The organism is Haloarcula sp. JP-L23 (assembly GCF_011602445.1).
Taxonomy (GTDB): Archaea; Halobacteriota; Halobacteria; order Halobacteriales; family Haloarculaceae; genus Haloarcula; species Haloarcula pellucida.
In genome coordinates this window covers 68079-92025 of record NZ_CP050016.1, presented here as the reverse complement: position 1 = coordinate 92025, position 23947 = coordinate 68079, and the positions used below count along the sequence as shown (strand labels likewise).

Annotated in this window: 22 protein-coding genes and 2 pseudogenes; 14 read left to right on the top strand and 10 right to left on the bottom strand. The window is 55.0% G+C overall.

Annotation, left to right across the window (positions count from 1 at the left end):
* Nucleotides 1-48 precede the first annotated feature (48 nt).
* Complete coding sequence (locus G9465_RS21740; protein WP_166974523.1) at nt 49-798, top strand: IclR family transcriptional regulator; 750 nt, start codon at nt 49-51, stop codon at nt 796-798.
* 485 nt (nt 799-1283) lie between these two features.
* Here G9465_RS21740 and G9465_RS26475 read toward each other — a convergent pair whose 3' ends face one another.
* A complete protein-coding gene (locus G9465_RS26475) occupies nt 1284-1367 on the bottom strand; it encodes a hypothetical protein (RefSeq protein WP_394353992.1) in 84 nt (27 codons plus the stop codon).
* A gap of 148 nt (nt 1368-1515) precedes the next feature.
* Here G9465_RS26475 and G9465_RS21730 point away from each other — a divergent pair, with 148 nt between their 5' ends.
* From G9465_RS21730 to G9465_RS21705, 6 genes and pseudogenes are all read left to right on the top strand, one after another.
* Nucleotides 1516-2163: a trimeric intracellular cation channel family protein gene (locus G9465_RS21730; RefSeq protein WP_166974518.1), complete on the top strand. Its 648-nt coding sequence runs from the start codon at nt 1516-1518 to the stop codon at nt 2161-2163.
* 220 nt (nt 2164-2383) lie between these two features.
* Nucleotides 2384-2689, top strand: a complete 306-nt coding sequence (locus G9465_RS21725; protein ID WP_227015850.1) for a phosphopantetheine-binding protein — start codon at nt 2384-2386, stop codon at nt 2687-2689.
* 1 nt (nt 2690) lies between these two features.
* A complete protein-coding gene (locus tag G9465_RS21720; protein WP_166974516.1) occupies nt 2691-3050 on the top strand; it encodes a hypothetical protein in 360 nt (119 codons plus the stop codon).
* Nucleotides 3051-3052: 2 nt separating this feature from the next.
* On the top strand, nt 3053-3511 hold the full coding sequence (locus G9465_RS21715) for a holo-ACP synthase (RefSeq protein WP_227015849.1): 459 nt from the start codon (nt 3053-3055) through the stop codon (nt 3509-3511).
* Between the two features lie 26 nt (nt 3512-3537).
* A complete protein-coding gene (locus G9465_RS21710) occupies nt 3538-4485 on the top strand; it encodes an ACP S-malonyltransferase (RefSeq protein ID WP_166974511.1) in 948 nt (315 codons plus the stop codon).
* A pseudogene (locus G9465_RS21705) lies at nt 4485-4991 on the top strand (SDR family NAD(P)-dependent oxidoreductase). Before G9465_RS21710 ends, G9465_RS21705 begins: the two are co-directional and overlap by 1 nt.
* Before the next feature lie 519 nt (nt 4992-5510).
* On the opposite strand, the pseudogene G9465_RS21700 reads toward G9465_RS21705, so the two are convergent.
* A pseudogene (locus G9465_RS21700) lies at nt 5511-6208 on the bottom strand (IS1595 family transposase).
* A gap of 238 nt (nt 6209-6446) precedes the next feature.
* On the opposite strand from G9465_RS21700, the gene G9465_RS21695 reads away from it, so the two are divergent.
* Entirely contained in the window at nt 6447-6914 is a 468-nt protein-coding gene (locus tag G9465_RS21695) for a hypothetical protein (protein WP_166974509.1), read from the top strand.
* A 330-nt stretch (nt 6915-7244) separates the two neighbouring features.
* Here the strand turns inward: G9465_RS21695 and G9465_RS26470 are convergent, their stop codons facing one another.
* From G9465_RS26470 to G9465_RS21675, 4 genes are all read right to left on the bottom strand, one after another.
* Nucleotides 7245-8081, bottom strand: coding sequence for a universal stress protein (locus G9465_RS26470; protein ID WP_166974506.1), 837 nt, complete (start codon nt 8079-8081; stop codon nt 7245-7247).
* Between the two features lie 59 nt (nt 8082-8140).
* Nucleotides 8141-8896 (bottom strand): aspartate/glutamate racemase family protein, encoded by a 756-nt coding sequence (locus G9465_RS21685; protein WP_166974504.1) that lies wholly within the window; start codon nt 8894-8896, stop codon nt 8141-8143.
* Nucleotides 8897-8977: 81 nt separating this feature from the next.
* Nucleotides 8978-10462, bottom strand: a complete 1485-nt coding sequence (locus tag G9465_RS21680) for a sodium:solute symporter (RefSeq protein ID WP_166974502.1) — start codon at nt 10460-10462, stop codon at nt 8978-8980.
* Between the two features lie 2 nt (nt 10463-10464).
* Nucleotides 10465-10722, bottom strand: coding sequence for a hypothetical protein (locus G9465_RS21675; RefSeq protein WP_166974499.1), 258 nt, complete (start codon nt 10720-10722; stop codon nt 10465-10467).
* Nucleotides 10723-10921: 199 nt separating this feature from the next.
* Here G9465_RS21675 and G9465_RS21670 point away from each other — a divergent pair, with 199 nt between their 5' ends.
* Nucleotides 10922-12055, top strand: a complete 1134-nt coding sequence (locus G9465_RS21670) for an amidohydrolase family protein (RefSeq protein ID WP_166974497.1) — start codon at nt 10922-10924, stop codon at nt 12053-12055.
* Between the two features lie 9 nt (nt 12056-12064).
* Entirely contained in the window at nt 12065-12442 is a 378-nt protein-coding gene (locus G9465_RS21665; protein WP_166974495.1) for a Rieske 2Fe-2S domain-containing protein, read from the top strand.
* A gap of 936 nt (nt 12443-13378) precedes the next feature.
* Here the strand turns inward: G9465_RS21665 and G9465_RS21660 are convergent.
* Entirely contained in the window at nt 13379-14146 is a 768-nt protein-coding gene (locus tag G9465_RS21660; RefSeq protein WP_166974492.1) for an IclR family transcriptional regulator, read from the bottom strand.
* Between the two features lie 157 nt (nt 14147-14303).
* On the opposite strand from G9465_RS21660, the gene G9465_RS21655 reads away from it, so the two are divergent.
* On the top strand, nt 14304-15182 hold the full coding sequence (locus tag G9465_RS21655) for a fumarylacetoacetate hydrolase family protein (protein WP_166974490.1): 879 nt from the start codon (nt 14304-14306) through the stop codon (nt 15180-15182).
* Between the two features lie 127 nt (nt 15183-15309).
* Here the strand turns inward: G9465_RS21655 and G9465_RS21650 are convergent, their stop codons facing one another.
* Both G9465_RS21650 and G9465_RS21645 read right to left on the bottom strand, forming a co-directional pair.
* On the bottom strand, nt 15310-16419 hold the full coding sequence (locus G9465_RS21650; RefSeq protein ID WP_193571768.1) for a cupin domain-containing protein: 1110 nt from the start codon (nt 16417-16419) through the stop codon (nt 15310-15312).
* 112 nt (nt 16420-16531) lie between these two features.
* On the bottom strand, nt 16532-16702 hold the full coding sequence (locus G9465_RS21645) for a hypothetical protein (RefSeq protein WP_166974487.1): 171 nt from the start codon (nt 16700-16702) through the stop codon (nt 16532-16534).
* 210 nt (nt 16703-16912) lie between these two features.
* Here G9465_RS21645 and G9465_RS21640 point away from each other — a divergent pair, with 210 nt between their 5' ends.
* Entirely contained in the window at nt 16913-18322 is a 1410-nt protein-coding gene (locus tag G9465_RS21640) for an SLC13 family permease (RefSeq protein WP_166974485.1), read from the top strand.
* Nucleotides 18323-18333: 11 nt separating this feature from the next.
* On the opposite strand, the gene G9465_RS21635 is transcribed toward G9465_RS21640, so the two are convergent.
* A complete protein-coding gene (locus G9465_RS21635) occupies nt 18334-21405 on the bottom strand; it encodes an FAD-binding and (Fe-S)-binding domain-containing protein (RefSeq protein WP_166974483.1) in 3072 nt (1023 codons plus the stop codon).
* Between the two features lie 669 nt (nt 21406-22074).
* On the opposite strand from G9465_RS21635, the gene G9465_RS21630 reads away from it, so the two are divergent.
* Together G9465_RS21630 and G9465_RS21625 are read left to right on the top strand one after the other, a co-directional pair.
* The gene (locus tag G9465_RS21630; RefSeq protein WP_166974480.1) at nt 22075-22845 is read left to right on the top strand and encodes an IclR family transcriptional regulator; all 771 of its coding nucleotides are present in this window, start codon (nt 22075-22077) and stop codon (nt 22843-22845) included.
* A 91-nt stretch (nt 22846-22936) separates the two neighbouring features.
* Complete coding sequence (locus tag G9465_RS21625) at nt 22937-23788, top strand: MBL fold metallo-hydrolase (protein WP_166974478.1); 852 nt, start codon at nt 22937-22939, stop codon at nt 23786-23788.
* Nucleotides 23789-23947: the final 159 nt, after the last annotated feature.

Genomic DNA, 23947 nt, shown 5'->3' with positions numbered 1-23947 from the left:
TAGCCATGACACCGGTTGTTTTTTTATCCTGACGGCGTATTTCCCAATATGGGAAATCATTCGCGGAAAACGTCGGAAACCTCGCTGAAAATCATAGAGGCAGTCGGAGAGTTGGACAGTGCAAGTCTGACAAAAATTTCCGATTATACCGATATTCCGACCAGTACGCTCCATACGCACCTCCAGACGCTGAAACAGAATGAGTACCTTCAGAAAAAGGATAGTGAATACCGTCTGGGAATGAAGATATTTCACCTCGGTGAAAAGGCACGTAGACGCGACGAGCGATATCAAATAGCGAAGGAAGAAGCTTGGCAACTGTCTAACAGAGTTGGAGAAGAGGTTAGCTTCGCGGTCGAAGAGAACGGTCGTATGATGATCATCTACGATGAGATTACGGCGCCATCGGAGGAGGGGTTCCAGGTGGGGCGATACTTTAATATACACAGCTCAGCCTGTGGGAAAGCGGCATTGGCAGAGTTTAGTGACGAGCGAATTCGAGATATCATTGACAAACGCGGCTTGAAAAAGCACACTGGCAACACGATAACCAGCAGAAGCAGGTTGTTCCACGAAATTCAGCAAATCAGGGAACAGGGGTATGCGGTGAATAAGCAGGAGGAATTAGAGGGGCTCAGAGCGGTTGCAGTCGCAATCAACGAACCCGACGGCGACCTTTTCGGCACACTGGATATTTCCGGCCCACCGTACAGGCTTCCTGACGATGAGATCATCGCGGACCGTCTTCAGGAAGCAGTCGACAATATCGAACAAAGTATCAAAAACAGCCACGTCTGACTGCTGTAACTGAATTCAGTATATTCTCACGGGACCCAGCTCTGTCAGGCTGTTCTGGGATGATTATAATACACGTACACCCGTTATTATTCGAGTGGTCGTTCTCACTGTGCTGTTCCTAATATGGGTAACCTCGTCTGGCCCTATCTCGGGGATACGCTAAAACTCACTCACAAAATGAGCATTAGAGGCCACACTCAGTAGTGCAGTGAGACAATCTAATCAAGACCACGGCCTCCATGTACGCACCCGGCTGAGCGAAACTAAGTACACTGTCGTGGAGGATTTCCCACTTTGGAAAATAGTGTCCCGATGTCAAACTTGATCGGTACCAATACGCGAGGCGAATCGATATCCGCCCTGGGCCTTGAATCAGTCCGAAACGCAGTATCGGCTACGAGCTACTCTGTCCGAGAAGCAACAGCTTTGATCTTTATAACGACCACCTTTGACAAACTTCCGCCCTTGACGGGGGTACGAGCTGTTTAAATCCTACCGGAGAACGAGACATAGACCTTGGTCATCGCTTCGAAATCGTCTATTTCTGCTAAGTACACAGTGATTTTCAACGCGTCTTCGACGGAGCAGCCTGGCTCGTCCAATACTGCCGCAAGATTTAGAAAGGGCTTGCTCTATCTTGTTGCTACTACACGTGAGGTCTATTAGGAAAAAGAAGTCTCAGAGCACTGAAAAGGATCGTTCTATTAGAAACGAGCAATGACTCAGAATCTCATCACAACATTGTTTGGCGATCCGTTCGCAGTCATGAACACGATTGGTCTGATCGCTTTTGCTTTCGTCGGTTCATCGAAAGCTGTCCGTGAAAAATTCGATGTTTTCGGGATTACTATTGTCGGTTTGACAATGGCATTTGCTGGTGGAGCAACACGTGATATCCTCGTGTCACGGATTCCACTAGCACTTCAGTCACCCGCCGAAATCAGTCTGGGACTCCTTGGAGTTGGATTAGCGATTGTACTGAGCGCCGTTCTCAAGTCACCAGACGCTCATCCAATCACGGTTATTGCGGATGCTATCGGGCTTGCAGCTTTTACCACGACAGGCGCTATCGTTGCCACTGAAGCAGGCGTTTCAGTCTTTGGTGTCATCGCTATAGCAACGATCAATGCGGTGGGTGGTGGTGCGTTTGCTGATATCCTCCTAGATCGATCTCCGTTTATTTTGTTTGATGATTTCTATGCAAGTTGTGCAGTGCTGGGCGGGTGTGCATTCTTCATCACAGACGCTATCGGAGTATCTGGGAGTACCGCTGCCGGAGCATGCGCTCTTGTTACTATGATGACCCGATTAGCTGCGGTCACTTACGACTGGGGCCTCCCGACTCTGCAGGGAGTATTTAAATGATGAATCGAATCGTCACGCATCCATTCAACGAAACCGCCGTCGGTCAAAATGATGCTCTCCTCACCGTCGGTCTCATCGGCAAACTGCAACTGGGTCCCTTCTAGCTAGACGTCGGTTGTCGTCGACCGGACGCTTCCACTGGACGAACCCCAGCAGGTCCATGACGCCCTCGCCAACCGAGAGACTACGGGTAAAGTGGTCCTCATCCCCTGAGGACTCGATGGGACTCGACCCGGCGGGAATCGGGAACGTTTTGACGGCCGCTATTGAATCACGGACCATGTCTGATAACCAAAGTGTTGGCACCAGCGTCGAAAGCATCGTCGCAGACCGGCTGCGCGTCGATCAGGAAGCACTTGACGACGATACGCACTTCGATGGCGAGGAACTCAACGCTGAATCATTGGACATGGTTGAGATCGCTGAGGCTGTCGAAGCCGATATCGGTGTTCACGTCCCCGACAAGGATCTCGAAGAAATAGAAACTGTTGGCGGCCTGCGATCGTACGTCGTCGAGCGCGCCTGAGATGGGTAGGTACGAGTCTACCGCTGTCGACCACGTCAACGCTCACGCGACAAGTACACCCATCGGTGACGCCCGTGAGGCCGAGGGCCTTGAGTCGGTGTTCGCGTTCACTGCGACCCCCTCGGTGACGAGCGTCATGGGTCACCTCGGCCATGCGCTCGGCGGCGCTGGCGCCATCGAAGCCACTGTCGTCGTACAGACTATTTCAACGGACATCGCCCCACCAACAGCGAACTACGAAACGCCCGATCCGGACTGCAAGATGCCAGTCCTTACCGAGTCATGCGAGGGCGATATCGAGGTCGTGGTGAGTACGTCTGCCGGCTTTGGCGGCATAAACGCCGCACTCGTACTCGAGTAACCGTGACAGGAGAACCAGACGCACCGGCGATTGACGTCGGACCTGCTGTCAGTCACGGCATTGACGTGGTGTCTATCCCCAGAATCGTCGATCTCCTCGAGGAGTTCGGTACCTCGTTTCGGAACCGAGTGTTTACCCCGGCCGAGCAAGCGTACTGTGAGGCTCAGGGCGACCCACCACAGCATTACGCCGCCCGCTGGGCAGCTAAGGAAGCGTTCCTGAAGACGCTGACCGACCCATCACCCGGCGTCCCGACCGTAGCAATCGAAGTCGACCGACGGACCGATGGACCGCGGCTCTCGCTGGCGCCCGCTGCGTCCCACGCTCTCGCGGACACACTTGACGAACTAGGGACATCGCTCGAAGCGGCCGACATCGACGTCAGTCTTAGTCACGACCGAACTGCTGGCTACGCCGTCGGATCGGTGACCGTCGTGAGCGCAGCGAGTCGACACGACTAACGACCGCCCCGGTACGCCCTACCCGCATGTCCATCGAGAGACCACCGGCGACGCTCGACGGGACAGCATTCCTCTTTCCCGGACAGGGAAGTCAGACTGCCGGTATGGGGCGGGAGTTCTACGACAACTGGCCCGAGATGCGCACGACGTTCGATCGCCTCGACGCCGCGATCGATATCGACCTACGGGAGATGTGTTTCAGCGGGACTGAAGCAGAGATACGACGGGTGAGCAACACCCATCCGCTGTTGGTGGCGACTGGAGTGTCGGTCTACGAGGCGGTACAGGCGCGCTTCGGCGTCAAGCCGGCGCTCATGGCTGGCCACAGCCTCGGCCACTTTTCAGCACTAGCTGCTTCGGACGCTTTGGATCCCGTAGCGACAGTTTCGCTCACCCACGAGCGGGGACGATGTATGGAACGGGCGGCGGCCGCCGACGGACCAGGGACGATGATTTCAGTGTTGCTGTCCGATCCGGAGACAGTTGAAGACGCATGCGCTGCCCGCGACGACGTAGGTGTCGCCCTCTATAACGCGCCGAAACAGACTGTCATCAGCGGTACCACTGAGGGTGTGGCGTCGGTCCAAGCGACGCTTGAGGAACGAACGCGAGTCCGGTTCCGGGAGCTAGACGTCAGCGGGGCGTTCCACTCGCCGGTGATGGCATCGGCTGTCGACTGTCTGGAGGAAGCCATGGCCGAAGTGACGATTCGTGAAGCCACGGTCCCCATCGTCTCTGACGTAACCGGCGACACGTACACGGACCCAAACGTCGCGCACCGAGATCTGACGACCCAGATTACGTCGTCCGTCGACTGGGTGCGTGCCGTCGAGCAACTCCACGAGCAGGGTATCGAACGGTTCGTCGAGTTCCCGCCAGCCGGAGTGCTATCGAATCTTGTCGAGCGTATCGCGCCGCAAGCCGACTGTATCACTCTTGAGACGCCGGCGGACGCTCGGGAGGCATTCGCGTAATGGATTTCAAAAGCGAAGTCGCGGTCGTCACTGGCGGGACGCGAGGCATCGGACGTGCTGTGGCGGAGCGGTTGGCCAAGCTGGGCGCGACCCTCATCGCGACCTACCACGAAGACGAGGCAGCGTCCGAGCAGACAGCAAGCGATTTGGCCGAATTCGAGATCGAGACGGCTGTCGAGCGGTTCGACGACACTGATTACGATGCCGTGGCGGTCACCTTCGAAACCATCACCGAGCGATACGGCGCCCCGACCGTGCTCGTCAACAACGCTGGAACAGTCAACAATGGCCTGCTGCTTCGCATGACACCCGAGTAGTGGCGACGTGTCATTGATGTCAACCTCACGAGAACGTTCTACTGCACGAGAGAAGCGGCCAGACAGATGCTTCGGCACGCTGATCAGGGCGGCCGAATCGTCAACGTCGGCAGTATCGCTGCCCAGTGCAGTCGGACCGGTCAGGCCAACTACGCCGCCAGCAAGGCCGGTGTCCTCGGATTTGGCTGATGGTTTGTTAAGATAACGGCCGTGAGAGGTCGAGGCGTATATATACATAGGTCACTCCTCGTAACCGTCTCTCAAGTTCAGACTGGGTAAACCCAAGCGCAAGTTTATAGAGAAACATTCGTATAACAGCATATAAGTCAAAGATAGGCGTCTTTAGGAATATATAGACCGAAAGCTGCTCAGTTTGGATAGAAATTAGTAATTACGCGAGTAATATGGTCGTTTATATGGCAAAGATCACGAACCTGCTGCTCAATTGCTTTGAGGGATTTTCGTTCCTCAATATTTGTCGCCTCTTGGGGATCCATGATTTGATGATTAGGTTTTCCGGCAGTGTGGATTGTGCCAGAGTGTTTGTCACTGAACCACAGCAATGCCTTTCTAATCCAGATACTCCCTCGCTGAGAGATGCCCCTCTCCAAGACACAACTGGAGCATATACCGATATATTGCTACAGGTGTCCCTATGCGCGAGGCTTATTCTAGGGGGTAACGCTCATGCGTAGTACATTGTTGATTTCAGAGCGTCGCTCGAACAGCGTGTTTGAGTGCGTCTCGTCCCGGTTTTGGTATAGTTTCCACCGGAGTTGGAACGCTCTGAGATACTGTGTCAGCTTGTCCTTCGAGATACCTCGATGGGGCGAGAGCCACCGTCGCGTCCGCGACGCGTGGCTCTCACAGGTATTGACATGTATCTCGTCATCGGCGTATTCTCTGTCTCCATGGACGACGTATTCGCAGTCGAATGCGTCGTCCTCTTCCAGTGGTTCGTACGCCCGAAAGCCGTCGGTATAGACGGTCAGCGACTCCTGCTGGCGGTCGGCCAGCAGGAGTCGAATCGTCGATTCGTCTGCGGCTTTCGCCGGGATCACGTACCGCTGCCCGGTGCTGCGGTCGGCGACATTTAATACGGATGGCTTGTCACCTCGGTTTCGCATTGTAGTTGCCGAAGATTCGTTTTAAACCGGAGAAACGCGTAAATTGAGAACAGCCACCGTCGGAGCGCAATCTTCGAGTGAGCGAAAATCGTGCCAGTCTTATCGTTGGACGGGCGGTCGCAGTTCTTACAGAGATACCGCTGAAACTCTCTGTAGCAGCCTTTTCTGACCGTCCGGTCAGAACGGGCAGCGACGACAAGTAACACCGTCACGCCAACAAACCTGTTGCAGCAGGTCCGCTGCAGCCGATTCCGACACGAATCGGCTCATTGGGAACATATCGGGCACCGCTACGCGGTGCCCTTGTTCTCTTTGACTCTACAGCTGCCGCTCAGCAGTATCCACAATCTCCTACGCAAGAGCGAGCGCTGTATATCAAACCCAAAGAAGCGACTGCTTGCAGGAATCAGGATACGGTCCTTTATTCTTGGGAGCTGTCTTTAATTATATGTCGTTAGTGGTGTGAAATCTTAGTCCAACAGGCATATTTATATCTATTCCACATAATTATTAGAGTATGTCTAATCCAGACGACGAGTCATCCAACCGGATTGAACAACTGCACTTACAATTCGCCGATGATATCGATACAGCAGACAGTATCATCAAGTCAGATGGGGGTCTTGTCAAATGGGTCCAAGACCTGTTCGGTGATGAACTACGACTGGTCGGCGTGTACAACCAGAATACCTTCGAACTACTGTATGCGACGACACCGATTTACGAGCAGTACACGCAACAAGAAGTAACTGCCACTGGCGAGGAATTCGTTCTAAGCGACATGCGGGAAGACGCGTACCAGGAACAACTCTACCATCTCGGCAGTTACCAGTACGCCGTGCATGGGTTCGAGGACGGACAGGTATTCCGAATTCCACTCGAGGACACGACCGGTATCGTCATCTCCTTCGACAGGACAGCAGATATCCCTGTCCCTCGGTTCGTTACTGAATTAAAAGATCATAATAAAGTCGTCTTTCAATAGCATCTAGCTCCTATATATAACAGTCCTATATGAATCACGAGTTCGGCTCAGATAGCAGAGGCCTATCGATAGTAGACTCAGAGACGGAGTTGTCCTTGCAAACTATGCTGTTCGGGACAGATTATGGCGTCGTCAAAGATAATAAATCGTATCGCTAGCCTTCGACCTTGACGATTCGTGCATAGATTCATGAGCAGTTAGGCAAGTCTCTCAGGCACTCTCTTCTCGAAACCATATACTCTTTCTTTCGTACGTCCTGGAGCGGTCTCAGTCTTCTGTTGAACCTATTGACGGTATCCAGAGACGCCACTACTGGATAGTGACCAGCGATCAGTTGTTCCCCATTGTAAGGACCGACCGATCCGTGGAGAGAATGACAGACTGCGTAACGCTGCCAAATAGGATTTTCCCGGTAGGACTGCGCTTGCGGCCGTTAATAGCAATGAGATCAGCGTTGATCTCTTCAGCAGCGTTCAGTATTTCTTCAGACGGTTGTCCGTGTTCTCGGCGCGTCGTCACATTCACACCTGCTGATTCAAGCACGTCAACCACGGCGTCAACGCTCTCTGGAACGTCAGTCTCATCGTACAAGTCTTCTGAACGCACGCTTTCCGCGTCGTCGACGACGTCGAACTCTTCGAAGACGTTGAGAACCACGACTTCGTAGTCCGCGGGGTTGCGAGGCAGTTCAACGATTGACTCTGCAGCCTTCAGGCCACGCTCCTTGTTCGCGTCGACCGGCAGTAGAACACGCTCCGGAGAGCTATTCTGAAGCTCCGCTTTACCAGCGAGGAGTATCGGCCAATCGGAACGGAGAATTAATTGCTGAGAGACACTACCTAACAAGGCTTTTCCGACAGGGGATTTTTTCCGACTACCAACGCAAATCAGATCAGCACCGACCTCCGCAGCAGTGCTGAGAACGAAATCGGTTGGCTCCTCCTGGGCCTGTTGCAGCTGATAGTCAATACCGATCTCGTCGAAAAACGAGGTTACCTCACTGACCGATTCGAGATCCTCGATGTCGTCGTCTGTACTCTTGTAACTGAACGAATGTGCTATCGTTACCGATAGTGAATCAATCTCACCGGATAGATTGGTAACGGCTCTGGCCTGTTCCATCGAACGTTGTACGTTCTCATCTACAGCTACTAATACCTGATACATACGAAATAGGTATATTGGAAAATATATAAATTTTTGGCCTGTTTACCTCCTACTGAGATCTAATTTATATCCCCGGCCAGTAAGCGGCCTGCACCGGGGACCTGAGTGCTAAGATCGAGACAGTCGAAGATCTCATACGTAGTCGCAGTTGCCGCGGAGAACACTGGTAGCCCGAATCTGTCTTCTGCCGCCTGGATCGAATGCAGCGACGGCATCTGGACGCATGAAGAGAGGACCAGTGCGTCAGCCTCGTCCGTTTGCAAGTCTTCAGCGATATTGAGTAGGTTCCGTTGGTCGAGTTGTGCCACTTCGAGGTTATCCGGACACTCTAGGGCCTCGTAGTCGATGACTTCAACACCAGTGTTCTCGAAGTATTCTATCATCATCTGGGTGAGTTCCTCCATATATGGCGCGATCAGCGCGATCTTCTCGGCCTCTAACCGGTCAAGGGCACGGATGAGAGCACCTGCGCTTGTTACGACAGGAGCACCACCGTTGTTGTCGACAGTCTGTTGGTGGAGTTTCGCTTCGCTTTCTTCGTGGTACCCCGGACCCTGCGCCATTATGCCGATGAGACAGGCGTATACAAGTACGTCACATCGTGCATCCGACAACAGGGTCGCACACTGTTCGGACTGGTCGTCCATTTGTTCGAGTTCCTCTTCGGTCACGCTTTGCATCCGCATCCGGCTAGAGTGAAACGTGAACTCTTCACCGTAGTGATCTGGACGCGCATCCAGCATCGCCGGAATCTCTGTCTCCATGGTCACGTTCGAACTCGGGACGATCAGCCCGACTCGGTAATTATCCGTCATAATGTATGTGAATTATTTGGATGGAATTATAAAAACCTATCGATGAGCGGTCACTCGGGGGTAGCCGTCCGCAACTGCGGGCTACCAAGTGCCGTCAAAGAGTTCACGGTACTCCTCAATTCGGTCTTCCTTTGGCTTGGGCGTTGCTGCCGTAACGACAATCATCACGACCAGTTGTACGACCAGCAGCGGGATGACCTGCAAGAACCCGAGCGTAAGTGTTTGAGGGATCACGCCGAGTTCGAAGGCCCAGTGACCGAAGAACCCGACGAGCAACCCTGCACCCGAGGCGTACTTTGTCACGCGCTCGGAGTAGAACGCACTCACTATCGGGAAAAACATCAGCGCGTACCCCGTGAAGGCGAAGATAGTCGTGTTGATGACCGAGTCTCTGGTGAGGAGCGAACCGACCCACGCGAGGACTAACAGGAGCAGAATGAAGCCTCGCGTGACTAGAACCTCACGCCGTTCGGTGATGTCCGTGAACGGCCGGAGGATATCTTCGGTGAACATCGTCCCGAGCGTGAGCGATTGCCCGTCAAGCGTCGACATCATTGCGGCCAGAATGCCAGCAAGGGCTAATCCGACGACCCACGCAGGAAACGTCTCGTTGATGAGCATCGGGAGGATGAAGTCAGTATTCGCGATATCCGGGAACTGACCGACGCCCCAGAACCCGATCAGCACCGCAGGCACCCACGACAGAACTATCGCGACCGGATAGACGACTGCAGTCTGTTTCAGTTCTCTCACCGAGTTCCCCGTCATGTAACGCATGAACAGGTGTGGGAGGATGAACGTTTCAAGCGAGACGAGGATTCCGACGGAGAAGTACTCCTTCGGTTGGAGAGTGGGGATATTAGCACGGTTTACTAAATCAGGGTTGACCTGTAGCGACGCCTGAGTCGCCGCTTCAAACCCACCGAGTCGGAGCGGAATGAGCGTGGCAAACGCGAGCAACAGGACGAGGAAGAAAGCACCCTGGAACGCATTGGTCCACCCAGTACCTCGCATACCACCGCTATAGACGTACGTGAATACGATTGCGACGATGGTAAGTCCACCAGCCCAGTACGGAATTACCCCATCAGTGAGCGCCTCGAAGACGATCCCAGCCCCCTGAACGCCGACCAGAAGGTACGGCACTGTCCAAAACATGAACAGCCCAGTTACAAGCAGTCCGAGATACTTCGAGTTCCAGCGGTGGTTGACGACTTGCCCGGGAGTGATGTGTCCGAATTTCTTGCCGACGAGCCAGATTCGGTATCCGCTGGTCATCATCAGCACGGAGAACAGGAACGGGAACAGGCCAACGAAGAACCCGAGTGCATTGGGTCCGATGTTGTACGCGAGCGCTGGTGCCCCGATCATCGTCACTGCCGACATGTTCGTGGCAAACAGTGCGGCAAGCAGGATGAGCGTCCCGAACGAACGGCTAGCCATGAGGTAATCCTCGCGTGAGTTCCCCGTCTGTCGTGCAGCGTACTGTCCGACGCCGAGAACGACGAGGAGATACACTGTGACGATAGCCAGGATGAATACGACGTCGTTTGGTATTGGTGCCATGGTTATTTTTCAACAGTTTCTGCGGATTTCTTCGGCGTTTTGTTTGGGATCGACGCATCCTGAGTCTGTGTGTCTACATCAGGGTTCTCGGTTACTTTCCCCGCCATCCAGTACAGGATGGCAACACCGACGAGGAGATATCCAACGTCGTACGCGAGTTGGATCGGTAACCAGCCAAATAGTAGTCCGGCATCCATGAGTCCGAATAGCTCTGAGTGGTGTGCTACGATCATGAACAGCACAGACACCAGCACGACCATGCGGTCTCTCGATTGTGGAAACCAGACACTGTCTCGAAGTGTCATAGCTGGCTATTGTCCTTTCCCCCAATATATAGACATCGATTATGCACAACGGTCGACTGGGACGGTAGCATGACTATCTTGCGAGATGAAATGATCTGATATCAATAGACACCATAGTAAACTATTTCAACCAGTATATCACAGTTGATTATGTATGGGATCATCAACCGAGCAGTTAGGTTCTAGTATAGAGGTACCAGAGCAAGCTTTCGAGGATCGCATCATCGATCTCGACTTCCACGTCAACCCCTTGGAAGACGAGCTACTGTCGTATGTCGACGACAGTCTCGTCAGAGATAAACTGACGACCGAGTTCGGTCCGACACCGCTGAAGGGCAAATGGGACGCTGCCTACGGAATCAAAGAAGGCAACGAGGGTCTGTTCACGCAGGGACGCGCCGAGTACGCAGAAGACGTCGAAGAAGCCTGTGAGAAGTTCGCTATCGACGATCCGATAGTCAACCCCGGAATCAATAACCTGCCACTCCAGCATCACCCCGTTCTGAAAAACGGGGTCTGTCAAGCGGCGAACGACTACATGCTCGATAACTTCGCCGATGAGGGGATGTACACGTCGATGATGCTCCCGAAGTGGGACCCCGAGTACGCCGTTGACGAGGTCGAACGGGTCGGCTCAGAGGACAACATCGCCGCTGCGTACTCGTGGTTCGATCCGAAGGTGCCGTGGGGGAGCGAGCAGTTCGACCCGGTATTCGAGACACTCGTCGAACACGATCTCCCACTCTTGTTGCACGGGTCACTCGCATACTGGCCGCAGCACTCCTACGTCGGTGACGAGATGTTGACCTGGACGGAGGTTCTGGGTCTGGATTGGCCCATCCACGGCATGGTGAACGTCGCCAACATGATCATGCGCGGTGTGTTCGACCGGTTCCCTGATCTGAACGTCGTGCTTCAGGAGGCGGGGCACTGGTGGATTCCGTTCCTTCGATACCGAATGGACGAATTCTACGAGATGCACCCGGAAGACGTCAAAATCACTCCGCGGAAGTTCGCCGCCGACGAGCAGTATCTCGAACAATCGCCGACCGAGTACCTCCGGGACAACATCTACGTGTGCACGCAGCCGTTTGCATTGCCCCGGAAAGCGGGTGAAGCCGAAAGCATGCTCAATTTGAGCCTTGCCGACGACATGTTCATCTACTCCAGTGACTGGCCCCACCAGACGCTGGATCCGCCGACGTGGTTCTACACGTCGCGGGCGTTCGATGAGGACACGCGTCAGTCGATCCTCCACGAAAACGCCGAGGAGATCCTGCGGTTATAGTGAGTAAACATGAGCTCAAAAACTGAACTCGGTGACGATTTCACGAAAGTCGCAAACGTCGACGAGATCGAACGAGGTCGAGGTATCTCGAGGACGGTCAACGGTATCGAAATCGCGGTCTTCAATGCGAACGGGGAGTTCTACGCGATTTCGAATCGGTGTGCCCACCAGCAAGCGCCACTGTGTAAAGCTGGAGATAAGAAAATCAACGCCGAGGACACGTGGACGGATACCCGTGGCGGCGTGAACGAAGACGCCTGTACGGTGAGCTGCCCGTGGCACCTCTGGGAGTGGGATCTCGAGACAGGAGAACACCTAGCGTCTGGAAAACGTATCGGGACGTTTGACGTAGAGGTTGCGAACGGCGAGGTGTATGTCCGCATATGACTGCCCCATCGCTGTAGCAGTATAGGCCGTTTTCTCCAGTCCTCGCTAACGTATCGATATCCAAGTACCGCCAGTTGGACTGTCGCCCTCTGTGACACCAGACACGGCCGGACAACGGTGCCGAGATATCTCGCTGTACGTGACCGATGGGCGAACAAATATCATGGTCTTGTAGCGTGTGGATACTTCGACGGGACGGCGTATCGAAGCGCGTCTCTGTCCAGTTATCCACGGCGTATCGTCCCGTCGAACAGTCGTACGAACGCGAGACCAGTACACTCATCGTTTGACACGTTTTCACCCGATTACCACTCCAACTATGGCCGAACAGCGGGCGGTGGGCAAAATCCAGACTAACACAGAGAAACATGCTAAGCCGGTAGAACTCATCTCACTGCCGGATTACTTCGATATTTCCGAGGTGGGGAACTCTACAGTTCAAAAGGCTGAATTTTAGTGCAGTAGATCAATACTCGAAGTATCTATCTCGGCAGTGTGTAGTGCTGACAATTGTCTAGATAGTCAGTTCAGATCGTTGATCGCAGAGAATTCAGCGGAGGTAATCGACTACCAATAATGTCGTCTCCTTGCTTATGACGTCACAGAACAAAGTTCCGTATTATCGAAATTCAAACGTCGAAATCAAGTTAATAACAACTGTACTCGTGTTACGGTAGGGAGTTTAATACTCCTCACTCAAATCACCATCTTCCCTACGGAATAACAACCGCATATCGGTTTGACACAACTATATCGATCCCACTGATAGGCCGGCATGGAGACCAACCAGCAGTCATTGTATATGCGCTATCGTGTTACACGCCACCACTACGCACAATATATCTAAGATAGTTATCAACTATCGGATGATAGCTCGTACGTAGAGAAACGACGGCAACCAGTCTTTAGCTCGGCCAAACAGTCAGGTTATTCGGCTTATTCGTACGTCAAACGGAGTTCGATTTCGTTCGAAGCAGTGGTGACCAATTCGATGGTCTCCTGCTGGTACGTTTCGTTCTCCAAACGCGCTTCTGGCCCTGCAATCGCGACCGCTCCGTACACGCGGTCGTTTGCGACAATCGGCGCTGCAACTGCTGAAACGCCTTCGACGATCTCGTGACGGTTTATCGCATATCCCTGCTCACGGATGGTGGAAAGCTCCGCCTTCAGTTCTTCGAGAGACGTAATCGACTCCGGTGTCTTCTTCGGTAGGCCGTAGCGGTCGACAACGTTCTGAACGTGCTCTTCGGGAGCGAACGCCAGCATCGCTTTGCCAGATGCCAGACAGTGCATGAACTCGTGCTTTCCCAGTCGTTCGTGCGTTTCAATCGACTGCTCGCCGAGCTCCCGTTCGAGGTAGACTGCCTTACCTTCTTCCTCAACCGTCAACCAAGCTGCGGCACCGCTCTCCTCGGCCATCTGTTTGAGTATCGAGCGCGATTTCGATAATATCTGGAACCGATTTCGTGCAGATATTCCGAGATCGAAAAATTGCAGAGAAAGGTTGTACTCTCCGTTTTCCTTCGATAGATAACCCAGATGAGAGAGCGTCGCCAAGTAATCGTACAGCGTGCTCTCGGACATCTCGATGTGCTCTGAGAGTTCGGTGAACGTTGCCCCGTTAAGTTGCTGGACGACCTCGATGATATTGAAGACCCGCCCTGCAGTTTTGATGCTTCGGTCGGGGGGATCTGTAGGTTTCATGGGTTAGTCTATACCCAAATTCCATTATAAGTATTGTCCCTCAAGGAACGATCTGCTCCGACGTACCACAATCAAATTCAGGAAAGAGGTAGACTTCGACAATCTCGAAACTCCCAAAATAGCATCTTTTATTAAGGTGTTTCTCGAATTACTTCGCATGCGATTCGTTCGCTATGACGACAGTCAGCTCGGCTTGCTGACGGACGACGATACCGGCATCATCGACCTGACCGACCGCCTCGGACTCGACAGCGAGGAGCCGCTCGTGGAGTATATTGAGGGCGACTACGACGCCAGCGAGTACGCCGACACCGACCCGGACCACGACGTCGACGACGTCGAACTCACGTCACCGGTCAGCCGGCCAGGGAAGGTCATCGCCGCGCCGCTGAACTACGAGAACCACATCGAAGAGGCTATCTCGGACCGCGACATCACCACTGAGGAGTGGTTCTCGATCAAGGACAAGGGCTACTTCCTGAAGGCACCCTCCAGCGTCGTCGGCCCGGACAACGGCATCGAACTTCCCTTCGTGGACCGGCGTACCGACCACGAGATCGAACTCGCGTTCGTGATGGAAGACGACGTCAAAGATGTCTCCGCCGAGGAGGCGTGGGACCATATCTTCGGGTACACCATCCTGTTGGACATCTCGCTACGTGGCGACCAAGACCGCTCGAACCGGAAGTCTTACGACACGTTCACCGTCATCGGCCCGTGCGTGACGACCGCCGACGAGATCGACGACCCACAGGACCTCCAGATGGAACTGCAACTCAACGGCGAGCGACGCCAGTACGAGAACACCGGTGACATGGTCTACACCTGTGCCGATATCGTCCAGTACGCCTCGCTGGGCGGCACGCTGGAGACCGGCGACGTCATCACCACTGGCACGCCTGAGGGCGTCAGCGAACTTGCCGACGGCGACACCATCGAAGCTGAGATCGAACAGATCGGCTCGATGACCGTTGACGTAACCGGGCGTGACGCGCACTACGCTGAAGCCAACGTCCAGAAGAGCGGTCAGCGCTAGTTCGCGCTATACGTTGCGGCAAACCCTTTTTTGCCAGACTGTCTAGACAGCGAGTGGACCAGTAGCAGCGTCCGGATAGAACGGTGACAACGGATAGAACAGCGACGAGTTCGCAGTGAGTGCCCGACTACGACGGTTCGGCCTCGGCGTAGAAGTTGAACGCCTCGAGCACCGGTCGGTCAGTTATTCCAAGCAGGATAGCCTCGTCGTCGGGTTCGTGATGGTGAATTCCGTCCGGCGGAACGACGAAGATGTCGCGCTCGCTCCATTCGAGGGCCTCGTCCCCGACGTGTGTCGCACCCTCTCCCTCGATGACGAAGTACACTTCCGTAGCATTGTGAAAGTGTGGGTCGGTCGTCTCTTGCAGTAACTGTGCCCGGAACGACATCGTTGGGAACAGCGGTGGTTCCCCTGTGGCGGGGTTGACGTACGAGAGGCTGTACCCGTCGTTCGGGTCGGGGTCGTCGTTATTGGCCCGCTGACGAAGAGTTTCCAGCATCTCGTCCCAACTGAAACGGTACGGCGGCGTCGCCTCGTGGATACCCTCGAACGGCCCCGGTATTCCGTCCCTCTTCGCCTCGTCGTCGGGCCGCCCGCGGCCGTACTGAGAGTTCCAGTAGCCCTGCGTCTTCGTGACGGGTTGGCGGTCGAGTTCGTGGTTCTCGAAGACGTTTCGCGCGTTCAGCGAGTCCAGCACGAGCGGTAGATCGAGGACGTCGAGCCACGCGGCGGTCTCATCGGAGTCGTTGACGTGGTCGTGCCACTCCCACTGGGGCGTCGTGATGAGATCGTTGTCCTCCATCGGGAACTCCTCGCCCGCGACAATCGTCTTCATCTCCTCGTGACCGTCGATGGTGAATCGCAACGCATTGGCCCCGTGGCGGTGGGAGGGCGCGGTCTCGCCCGGAGAGACCGTCTGGACGCCGACGTAGATCGTGTTCGAGATAGCGTTCCCGTAGGCGGTGTTAATAGGGACCGCAACCCGTCGCTGAAAGCCCGGCGGGAGGTCGGCGATGGGAACGTCGTCCTCGATGCTGTCGATGGCAGTCTCGATGTCTTCCCATTTCCAGATGCTCGCTTCGAGGTCGCCCACGAGACTTCCGAAGTCGTCTTCCACCTCCCAGAGCGGTCGAAGATCGTACTGCTCTAAGGTACTTCGAGTGTCGGAACTCAGTTCAAGGAGGTCTTCCGGCTCCTGTCTCTGTTGCTCCTGCTCGTCAGGCTCTTGATTAGCCATACCAAACGTCCGACCAGATCCCAGATAAGTGTACTGGAGCGGTTCACCAGACGGATTGCTGAATTTATGACTGTCGACGGCCGTTCGTCCGACTCGAAGACGCGGTGACTGGCTATATTTGTGCGTCGAACACCGTTTTCGACGGAAAGACAGAACGGCAGTCCTCACAGACCATCTGCCGCTGAATGGCGTACTCCCACAGTTTGCCCCCACAGTGCAGACAGTCGAAATGTGCTCGCACGAACGGGTCTTCTTCGGCATACGGGTTCTCGAACTTAGCCATGATCGTGTATGACAGCGGATGTGGTAAAAGAATATCGCTCACACTGGTTCATAAAGTGTATCCGGTGTTCTGTGAAGAGGCCTGCGACAGATTCCCAGCCAATCCACGTTATCGGCGCGTCCTAGCGGCACTCCTCGTTCCGTGGGATTCCAGTTGAATTTCTCTACCGATAGTCTCTTTATCATCGAGAATGTCAAGTATATCATCAGTATGTCAGACGTTACAGCGAGTCGCGCAGATGATATGCTCTCCGTCGACCCGGCGTGGCTCTCAGTTCCCGGTGGTCTCCTGGCTGCAGGGATCGTGCTACACTTCTCCCCGCTGGCGACCGACGCCGCTAAAATGGTAGCGATTACGCTGTTTTGCGTCGCTCTCTGGATCGGGTCGCCAGTCAAACCGTGGTTCACCGCGCTACTGGGGATATGCCTGATCGGTGTCACGTTTTCTGCGGACATCGCCTTGAGCGGATTTCAATTGCCGGCGACGTGGCTCGTCGTCGTCGGGATACTCATCGGTGAAGCAGCCAGACAGAGTGGACTCGCCGATGGGATAGAGCACCTCACTCTGGACCGAATGCCCGACCGATTCCGCGGGGATGCGGTCGCCACGTACCGATACCTCCTCGTCGTGTTGTCGTTCGCCAGTCTCGGACTCGCAATACTCGTCCCTTCGGCGCTCGTCCGGGTTTTCCTCCTCGGTCCGATTCTCGTCTCGATCGGAAACCTGTTCAGCGAACGCAGAGCGAAAGTCGGAATCTTCCTCGGCCCGATCTTTGCCACATTCTACGGGTCTTCGGGCATTCTAACCGGATCGCTAGCGAACATCATCGTCACCGGTCTCCTCGAATCGGGCGGTGGACCGACTATCACGTGGACGCAATGGGCGCTGTGGCTCGGACCGGTCGTCGGCGTCGGCCGGACCGTGCTTATCGTCGGCGTTGCGTACCCTCTGTATCGTCCACGCGAGCATGATGCGGTGACGACCAGGGCCTCGGGTGAGCCAGTCACCATATCGCACTCTGAACGACGGATGCTTGCCTTCCTGATGCTCGGCGGACTCATCTGGGCGACGGACTTCGCTCACGGTTTACACCCGCTGTTCGGTGCCGCCGTCGTCGCTCTCCTCGCGTTCACTCCCCGAATCGGCGTCGTCGATGCCACGGCCGTCGAGGAGGCGGATCTCTCAATCGTATTCTTCCTGGGCGCTATCTTCGCTATCGCAGAGGGGCTCCGCCAGACCGCGTTCACCGATCTGGCGGCTACTACGCTCCTCTCGTATCTCCCCGACGATGCGTCGCTGGCTCTGATACTGGGATTCGTCGTCGTGGTGTCGCTGCTCTTGACGCTGCTGATGGAGGGACTCGCGGTCGCGAGCGTCCTCACACCGATACTGGTCTCGTTCGCGAACAGCGCTGGAATTCCACTGGTGCCGTTAGCGATGATCGAGGCCGTTGCACTCAACACCTATTTCTTCCCGTACCAGTCCGCTGTGATGGTCGGGATCCTCGGACTGGACGTCGTCGATTCAGTCGAGTTAACTCGAATGGCCAGTCTCTGCTCGATCGTGACACTCGTGGTACTCATCCCGATCCAGATCGCGATCTTCGCTGTCGTCTTTTAACAGCGGAGCTACTACGGGAGTGCGTGAGCGAGTAATTCGATGGGTGTCGGTGGCTCGTCACGGTCGATCGAGTCACCTGCAAGTACACTGTCATCGGGTATCGGCTCGACACGGCTATCTTCGAGCTGGGTCCGACAGGAGGTTCCCGGCGCGGTAACCACTGCGGCGTCACTCGCTTCGATCTGTTCGGCGACGATGTCGCCGATGGCTTTGCTCAGCGAGTAGTGCTCGGCCTCGTATCCGAAACTCCCGGCCATTCCACAGCAGCCCGAGTCGAGTGGCTCGACAGCGTACCCGGCGCGTCGAAGCACGCCGACTGCGTGATGATCTTTCTTCACTGCCTTCTGATGGCAGTGGCCGTGGTATGCAAGCGCCACCGTTGGTGCATCCCACTCGATATTCTCGTCGAGCCGGAACGTATCTATGTACTCACTGACGCCGTACGTGTTGGCAGCAACCGCGGTGACGGGCTCTCCGGAGAGCAGGTCGAGCGCGTCTGACTGGAACATCACGGCGTCCGACGGCTCTGCGAGTACGACGTCCCAACCATCTTCGACGCGCGGGTGGAGTTCGGTGACGTTTTTCCCGACGACCTCGCGAGCCTGATCGATGAATCCTTTCGACAGTGCCGGACGACCGCTATCGGTCCTGTCTGCAAGTTCCACGTGAACACCGGCCGCTTCGAGAACGCGGATCGTTGCCTTCCCGATTTCCGTGTGGCTGTAGTTGGTATATGTGTCGACGAAGAAGATGGCAGTACGTTCTGCGTCTGCTTCAGCAACGTGAGACCCACCACGGGATTCGAACCAATCGTGGAGTGTCTCACGACGGAACGACGGGAGCGATCGCTCTCGCGCGATTCCGATCGTCTTCTCTGCAATCGTTCCGGCACCGGGCAATCGTTGAACGATGTTCGAGATCGGTGCGAGAGTACTGCCGATCGGAGCGAATTTATCGAAGTTCGCAAAGAGCCGATCTCGTAGATTCGCACCGTGTTCCTGGTGGCGGGCGTGCTTAACTTCGGTCTTGAGCTTCGCCATGTCCACCTCACTCGGGCAGTCACGTGTGCAGCCCTTACAGCCGATACAGAGGTCGAGAACTTCCTCGACGAATTCGTCGTCAGTCGGGTCGTCCGGGAGATCTCCGCTCATCGCCTGCCGAAGGAGATTTGCCCGGCCCCGTGTCGCGGTGATCTCTTCGTCGGCGGCCCGGTACGTCGGACACATGACGCCACCCGTCGTGTCCTGACTGCCGCGACAGCCACCACAGCCGTGGCACAGTTCGACCATTCCCTGCATCCCGTTTTCGTTGTCCCAGTTTAGCGCCGGTTCGAATCCGGAATCGTAGACGTACTCGTCGTCGTACCGGAGGTGCTCAGTCATGTCGTGGTCGCCACAGACGTTACCGGGATTGAGCAACCACTCTGGATCGAACGCGGTCTTCAGATCCCGAAACGTCTGCCAGAGTTCTTCTCCGTACAGTTTCCTGTTCCATTGGGTACGCGCACGACCGTCGCCGTGCTCGCCGGAGACGCTCCCGCCGAACTCGACGACCATGTCTGTCACCGCGTCAGCTATTTCGACCATCTCTCGTCGATCCCCGGCAGCCTTCGTATTTACGAGCGGGCGAACGTGGAGCACACCGGGACCAGCATGCGCGTAGAAGGCGGCGTCGGTATCGCGGTCCTTCTCTTCGAGGATGGATTGAAACCGGGCAACGAACTCTGGAAGATGCTCCGGCGGGATTGCACAGTCCTCTATGAAGCTAATATGCTTCTCGTCAGAGGTCCGTGACAACAATATGGGTAGCCCGGCTTTGCGGAGCTTCCAAAACTGCTCTCGGTCGGCACTCTCGTGCGCTTCGAGCCCACTGAAGGCGATTGTATCGTTGATATCTGGGCCATTCGTCGGCGGTTCGACCTCTGGATCACTATCGGAAACGCGGTCGTCCAGGAGCCCGGCCGTTTGCTTCCGACCGTGCTCGTCGTCCGTAGCATAGAACTCGACGAGCAACCCCGCCTGCGCCCCTTCCGGAACGAGCGCTGCGATATCCTCGAACTCAGCGGTTTCACGTGCCAGTCCAATGAGCACGTCGTCGATGAGTTCGACGGCGGCGGGTTCGTGTTCCAAAACGTGCTGAACGTCGCTAACTGCTTCGAGTACGCTCTCGTAGAACAGCAAGGACACTGCCTTGGTTTCCGGCACCGGTTCGAGAGCGACTTTCGCCTCGGTGATCACCGCGAGGGTTCCTTCACTGCCAGCGAGCAACCGTGCTAAATTGACCGTGCCACTCTCTGCCTCCGCAACGAGTACGTCGAGGTTATACCCAGACACATTCCGTTTCAGCTCGGGGAACCGCTCCCGTATCGCTCTGTCATCGTTGTCGAGTATCTGGATTACGTTTGCCGAGATCTGTTCGAGGAGCGTCCCATCGGGATCCGCTCGTTCACGGAGTTCTGCGACGGATATTTCACCGACGGTCGTGACAGTTCCGTCAGCTAAGACGACCTCACACTCTTCGATATACGCGTCGGTCTTGCCGTACACGAGTGAATGCGCTCCCGTCGAGTTATTACCGATTGCACCACCAATCGTACTTCGGTCACCTGCGGCCGGATCTGGTGCAAATTTTATTCCGTGCGGGGAAAGCCTCTCGTTCAGGTCCGCGAGAACGACACCGGACTCGACGCGGGCGGTCTGCGCGTCGGCATCGACTGACACGACAGTGTCCATATACTGAGTGAAGTCGAACACGACTGCTTCGTTGACCGCCTGTCCGGCGAGGCTCGTCCCACCACCGCGGGGAAGCACCGGGATTTCGTGCTCAGCACAGTACGAGACGACGGCGGCGACGTCGTCAGTAGAGGCAGGAAAGACGACGCCGATCGGCGTCACTTCGTACGCGCTCGCGTCAGTCGCATACAGCTGTCGAGTGTAGGTGTCGAACCGGACGTCTCCCTCGATACGTTCGCGCAGCGCAGCAACGAGATCGGGTCGCACTAGGTCATTCGAAATGTGATCGTACTCTTCGCGGTTCTTGCTCGCAGAATCAGCAGGGTTGTTGTCGAGTGTTGAGTTACTCATTGGTTCATGGGTCGGGTTTGTGTTGGTGTTATCGTCCCGAAGGAGATTACTCACGGCCTGTAGTGTCCTCACTACTCGTGTGCTTAGTAGTTCGCGTGATAGGGTGCACAGGAGGTTCGTTAGTGCGATTAAAATTCGCGGTCACTTTACTGCATCTTCATGAATCAAATATATGAATGTTTTGTTCCGATATCGGGAAGGAATTCATGGCCGACCTCGACACTGTGTCTTCCGATAGGATCGAGTCCTCTTCAGTCATAAGCCTGCTTTCGCCAGTATTCCTCGTCGGAGCAGCCTCCGGAACCAATCCTTCATCCGTTTCGATATACTCGGAGAGTGGTTCGAACGGACTACGCTGCACGGTGTGGCCGGAGAAGGGGAGTCCACTTATCATGGTATGCAAAGTAATTCGAAATTTTCGAATGAATCGGAGATAGTGTCCGGCGATACTCGCAGTCTGTGCTCTCAACGAGACATATCTAACAAGCGTACGCTTGGTTTTTGACTGTGCAACCGTCTATTGTCGGGGAATCCGCAGATCGAAATCACGCTCTCTATTTCGAACACTTCTGTGGGGATTGCAACCAGGGGTGGTTGTTGAATCCTGAGGGAGTCTACCGTGGGACACTGATACAGTGGATTTATGAGGTCACACGATCATTGTTTGCTATGGAGAACGACGACATCCCAAAAAGATGGTCACCCGTCACAGACACGGTATTCGAAATCATCGAAACACTCGACGAACTCGACGAGGCGACGGTGACGGTACTGGCAGACCACCTTGATTTAGCGGCTAGTACGGTCCACAATCACCTTGGGGCGCTTCAACGTCGCGGGTTCGTCATCAAGGAAGACAAGAGGTATCGTCTCGGTCTTCAGTTCCTACATACTGGAATGTCCGTCCGGAATAAATTGAGAATGAGAGAGGTCTCACAGTCTGCTGTCGACGACTTAGCGAGGGAGACAGACGAGGCGGCCTGGGCAGCCACACTGGAAAATGACTGGATCTATTTCATTTGTAGCGCCCGTGGGGAAGACGCTATTCAGGCGTATGGCGATCTTGGCGCGCGGCGGAGACCACATTCGATAGCGGCTGGGAAGTCTATTCTCGCGCATCTCCCAGAGGAAACCGTACACGGGATCATCAACCGGACTGGACTCGAAAAGCACACCGAGAATACGATCACCTCCAGAGACGAACTATTCGAAGATTTCGAATCGATTAGAGAGCGGGGCTTTGCGCTCAACAGAGGTGAACGGCTTGACGGCGGGAGAGCAGTCGCCTGTGCAATTCTGCAAGACGGGGAGCCGCTGGGATCGATCGGCGTATCAGGGCCAGCGCACCGATTTGAAGGCGAACAGTTCACAGATGAGCTACCGTCGGCCGTGTTGGCCGCAAAAAACATCATTGAACTTGATCTTTCTTCGCCATCATAACTGTACCAGCCTTGTAGTATATTCTGACAATTCTGACGAGAAAGGCAAATCAGAGAAAGTGTTATATGTCAGAAGGAGAAACCTCTCTCTCATGGATGTGACCATCTTAGGGTCTGGAAGTCCAATCCCCGACCCACAACGCGCAGGGACAGGTATAACCATCTCTATCGACGGAGAACTAGTTCTGCTTGACTGTGGTCCCGGAACTGTAGAACGAATGCTCGACGCAGATATCAATCCGAAATCGATCGAGTCGGTCTTTTTCACACACCATCACATGGATCACAACGCCTCGTTTTTCCACTTCGCCATCGCGAGTTGGACACTCGGTCGTAGAGATCTCACTGTTTACGGCCCGACTGGTACGACCTCACTCGTCGAAGCGATGTATCAGGTGTACGAATCTGATCTCGAATACCGGCGTTCGTTCGGCCGTTCTCTCGACGGGATAACGGATATCGAAATTGTCGATGTCGATGATGAGTTCGCCAGTCGTATCGGAAACTGTCGTATTTCGGCGATGCAGGTTGACCACTCTATCGAAACGTACGCGTATCGGTTCGACGATGAATCGACAGGCGAATCCGTTGTGTTCTCTGGTGACACAACTATCGTCGATGGCTTCGCTGAGTTCGCTCAGGGAGCAGACGTCCTCATCCAGGACGCTTGTATCGGCCCGATGTTGGACACGCCCCCATCGAACAAACCCGTCTGGACAAAGTACTTTTCACCCGACCAGCGGTACCTCGATCGGTTGGGAGAGGTACACTGTACGCCAGCTGAGTGTGGCGAAATTGCGGCAGATGCTGATGTAGATACGCTCGTATTGACACATCTGACACCGTATCTCGATCCGGAACAGATGAAGTCGAACGCACAGCAGTCCTTCGACGGGGCGGTAATCGTTGCTGAGGACGGATTGCAACTCAAGAGCCCGCTTTGACTGAATACCGGCGGAGTCTCGTTCCTGAACGATCCCAATTTTTCCGATTTCCCCATATAGAGAATAAATAGTTATAAATAGGAGTATCTTCAATAGCCGAATGAGTCATGAGACCTAACCGCAGTGATAGCCACAAAGGAGAGAATCAACGTAACGAAG

Bases quoted from the DNA above. Each gene is read 5' to 3' on its own strand.
- G9465_RS21635 (WP_166974483.1), bottom strand. From the start codon at position 21,405: ATGAGTAACTCAACACTCGACAACAACCCTGCTGATTCTGCGAGCAAG.
- G9465_RS21660 (WP_166974492.1), bottom strand. From the start codon at position 14,146: ATGAAACCTACAGATCCCCCCGACCGAAGCATCAAAACTGCAGGGCGG.
- G9465_RS21655 (WP_166974490.1), top strand. From the start codon at position 14,304: ATGCGATTCGTTCGCTATGACGACAGTCAGCTCGGCTTGCTGACGGAC.
- G9465_RS21650 (WP_193571768.1), bottom strand. From the start codon at position 16,419: ATGGCTAATCAAGAGCCTGACGAGCAGGAGCAACAGAGACAGGAGCCG.
- G9465_RS21670 (WP_166974497.1), top strand. From the start codon at position 10,922: ATGGGATCATCAACCGAGCAGTTAGGTTCTAGTATAGAGGTACCAGAG.
- G9465_RS21645 (WP_166974487.1), bottom strand. From the start codon at position 16,702: ATGGCTAAGTTCGAGAACCCGTATGCCGAAGAAGACCCGTTCGTGCGA.
- G9465_RS21665 (WP_166974495.1), top strand. From the start codon at position 12,065: ATGAGCTCAAAAACTGAACTCGGTGACGATTTCACGAAAGTCGCAAAC.
- G9465_RS21630 (WP_166974480.1), top strand. From the start codon at position 22,075: ATGGAGAACGACGACATCCCAAAAAGATGGTCACCCGTCACAGACACG.
- G9465_RS26470 (WP_166974506.1), bottom strand. From the start codon at position 8,081: ATGTATCAGGTATTAGTAGCTGTAGATGAGAACGTACAACGTTCGATG.
- G9465_RS21685 (WP_166974504.1), bottom strand. From the start codon at position 8,896: ATGACGGATAATTACCGAGTCGGGCTGATCGTCCCGAGTTCGAACGTG.
- G9465_RS21675 (WP_166974499.1), bottom strand. From the start codon at position 10,722: ATGGTCGTGCTGGTGTCTGTGCTGTTCATGATCGTAGCACACCACTCA.
- G9465_RS21640 (WP_166974485.1), top strand. From the start codon at position 16,913: ATGTCAGACGTTACAGCGAGTCGCGCAGATGATATGCTCTCCGTCGAC.
- G9465_RS21625 (WP_166974478.1), top strand. From the start codon at position 22,937: ATGGATGTGACCATCTTAGGGTCTGGAAGTCCAATCCCCGACCCACAA.
- G9465_RS21740 (WP_166974523.1), top strand. From the start codon at position 49: ATGGGAAATCATTCGCGGAAAACGTCGGAAACCTCGCTGAAAATCATA.
- G9465_RS21710 (WP_166974511.1), top strand. From the start codon at position 3,538: ATGTCCATCGAGAGACCACCGGCGACGCTCGACGGGACAGCATTCCTC.
- G9465_RS21725 (WP_227015850.1), top strand. From the start codon at position 2,384: ATGGGACTCGACCCGGCGGGAATCGGGAACGTTTTGACGGCCGCTATT.
- G9465_RS21720 (WP_166974516.1), top strand. From the start codon at position 2,691: ATGGGTAGGTACGAGTCTACCGCTGTCGACCACGTCAACGCTCACGCG.
- G9465_RS21695 (WP_166974509.1), top strand. From the start codon at position 6,447: ATGTCTAATCCAGACGACGAGTCATCCAACCGGATTGAACAACTGCAC.
- G9465_RS21680 (WP_166974502.1), bottom strand. From the start codon at position 10,462: ATGGCACCAATACCAAACGACGTCGTATTCATCCTGGCTATCGTCACA.
- G9465_RS21730 (WP_166974518.1), top strand. From the start codon at position 1,516: ATGACTCAGAATCTCATCACAACATTGTTTGGCGATCCGTTCGCAGTC.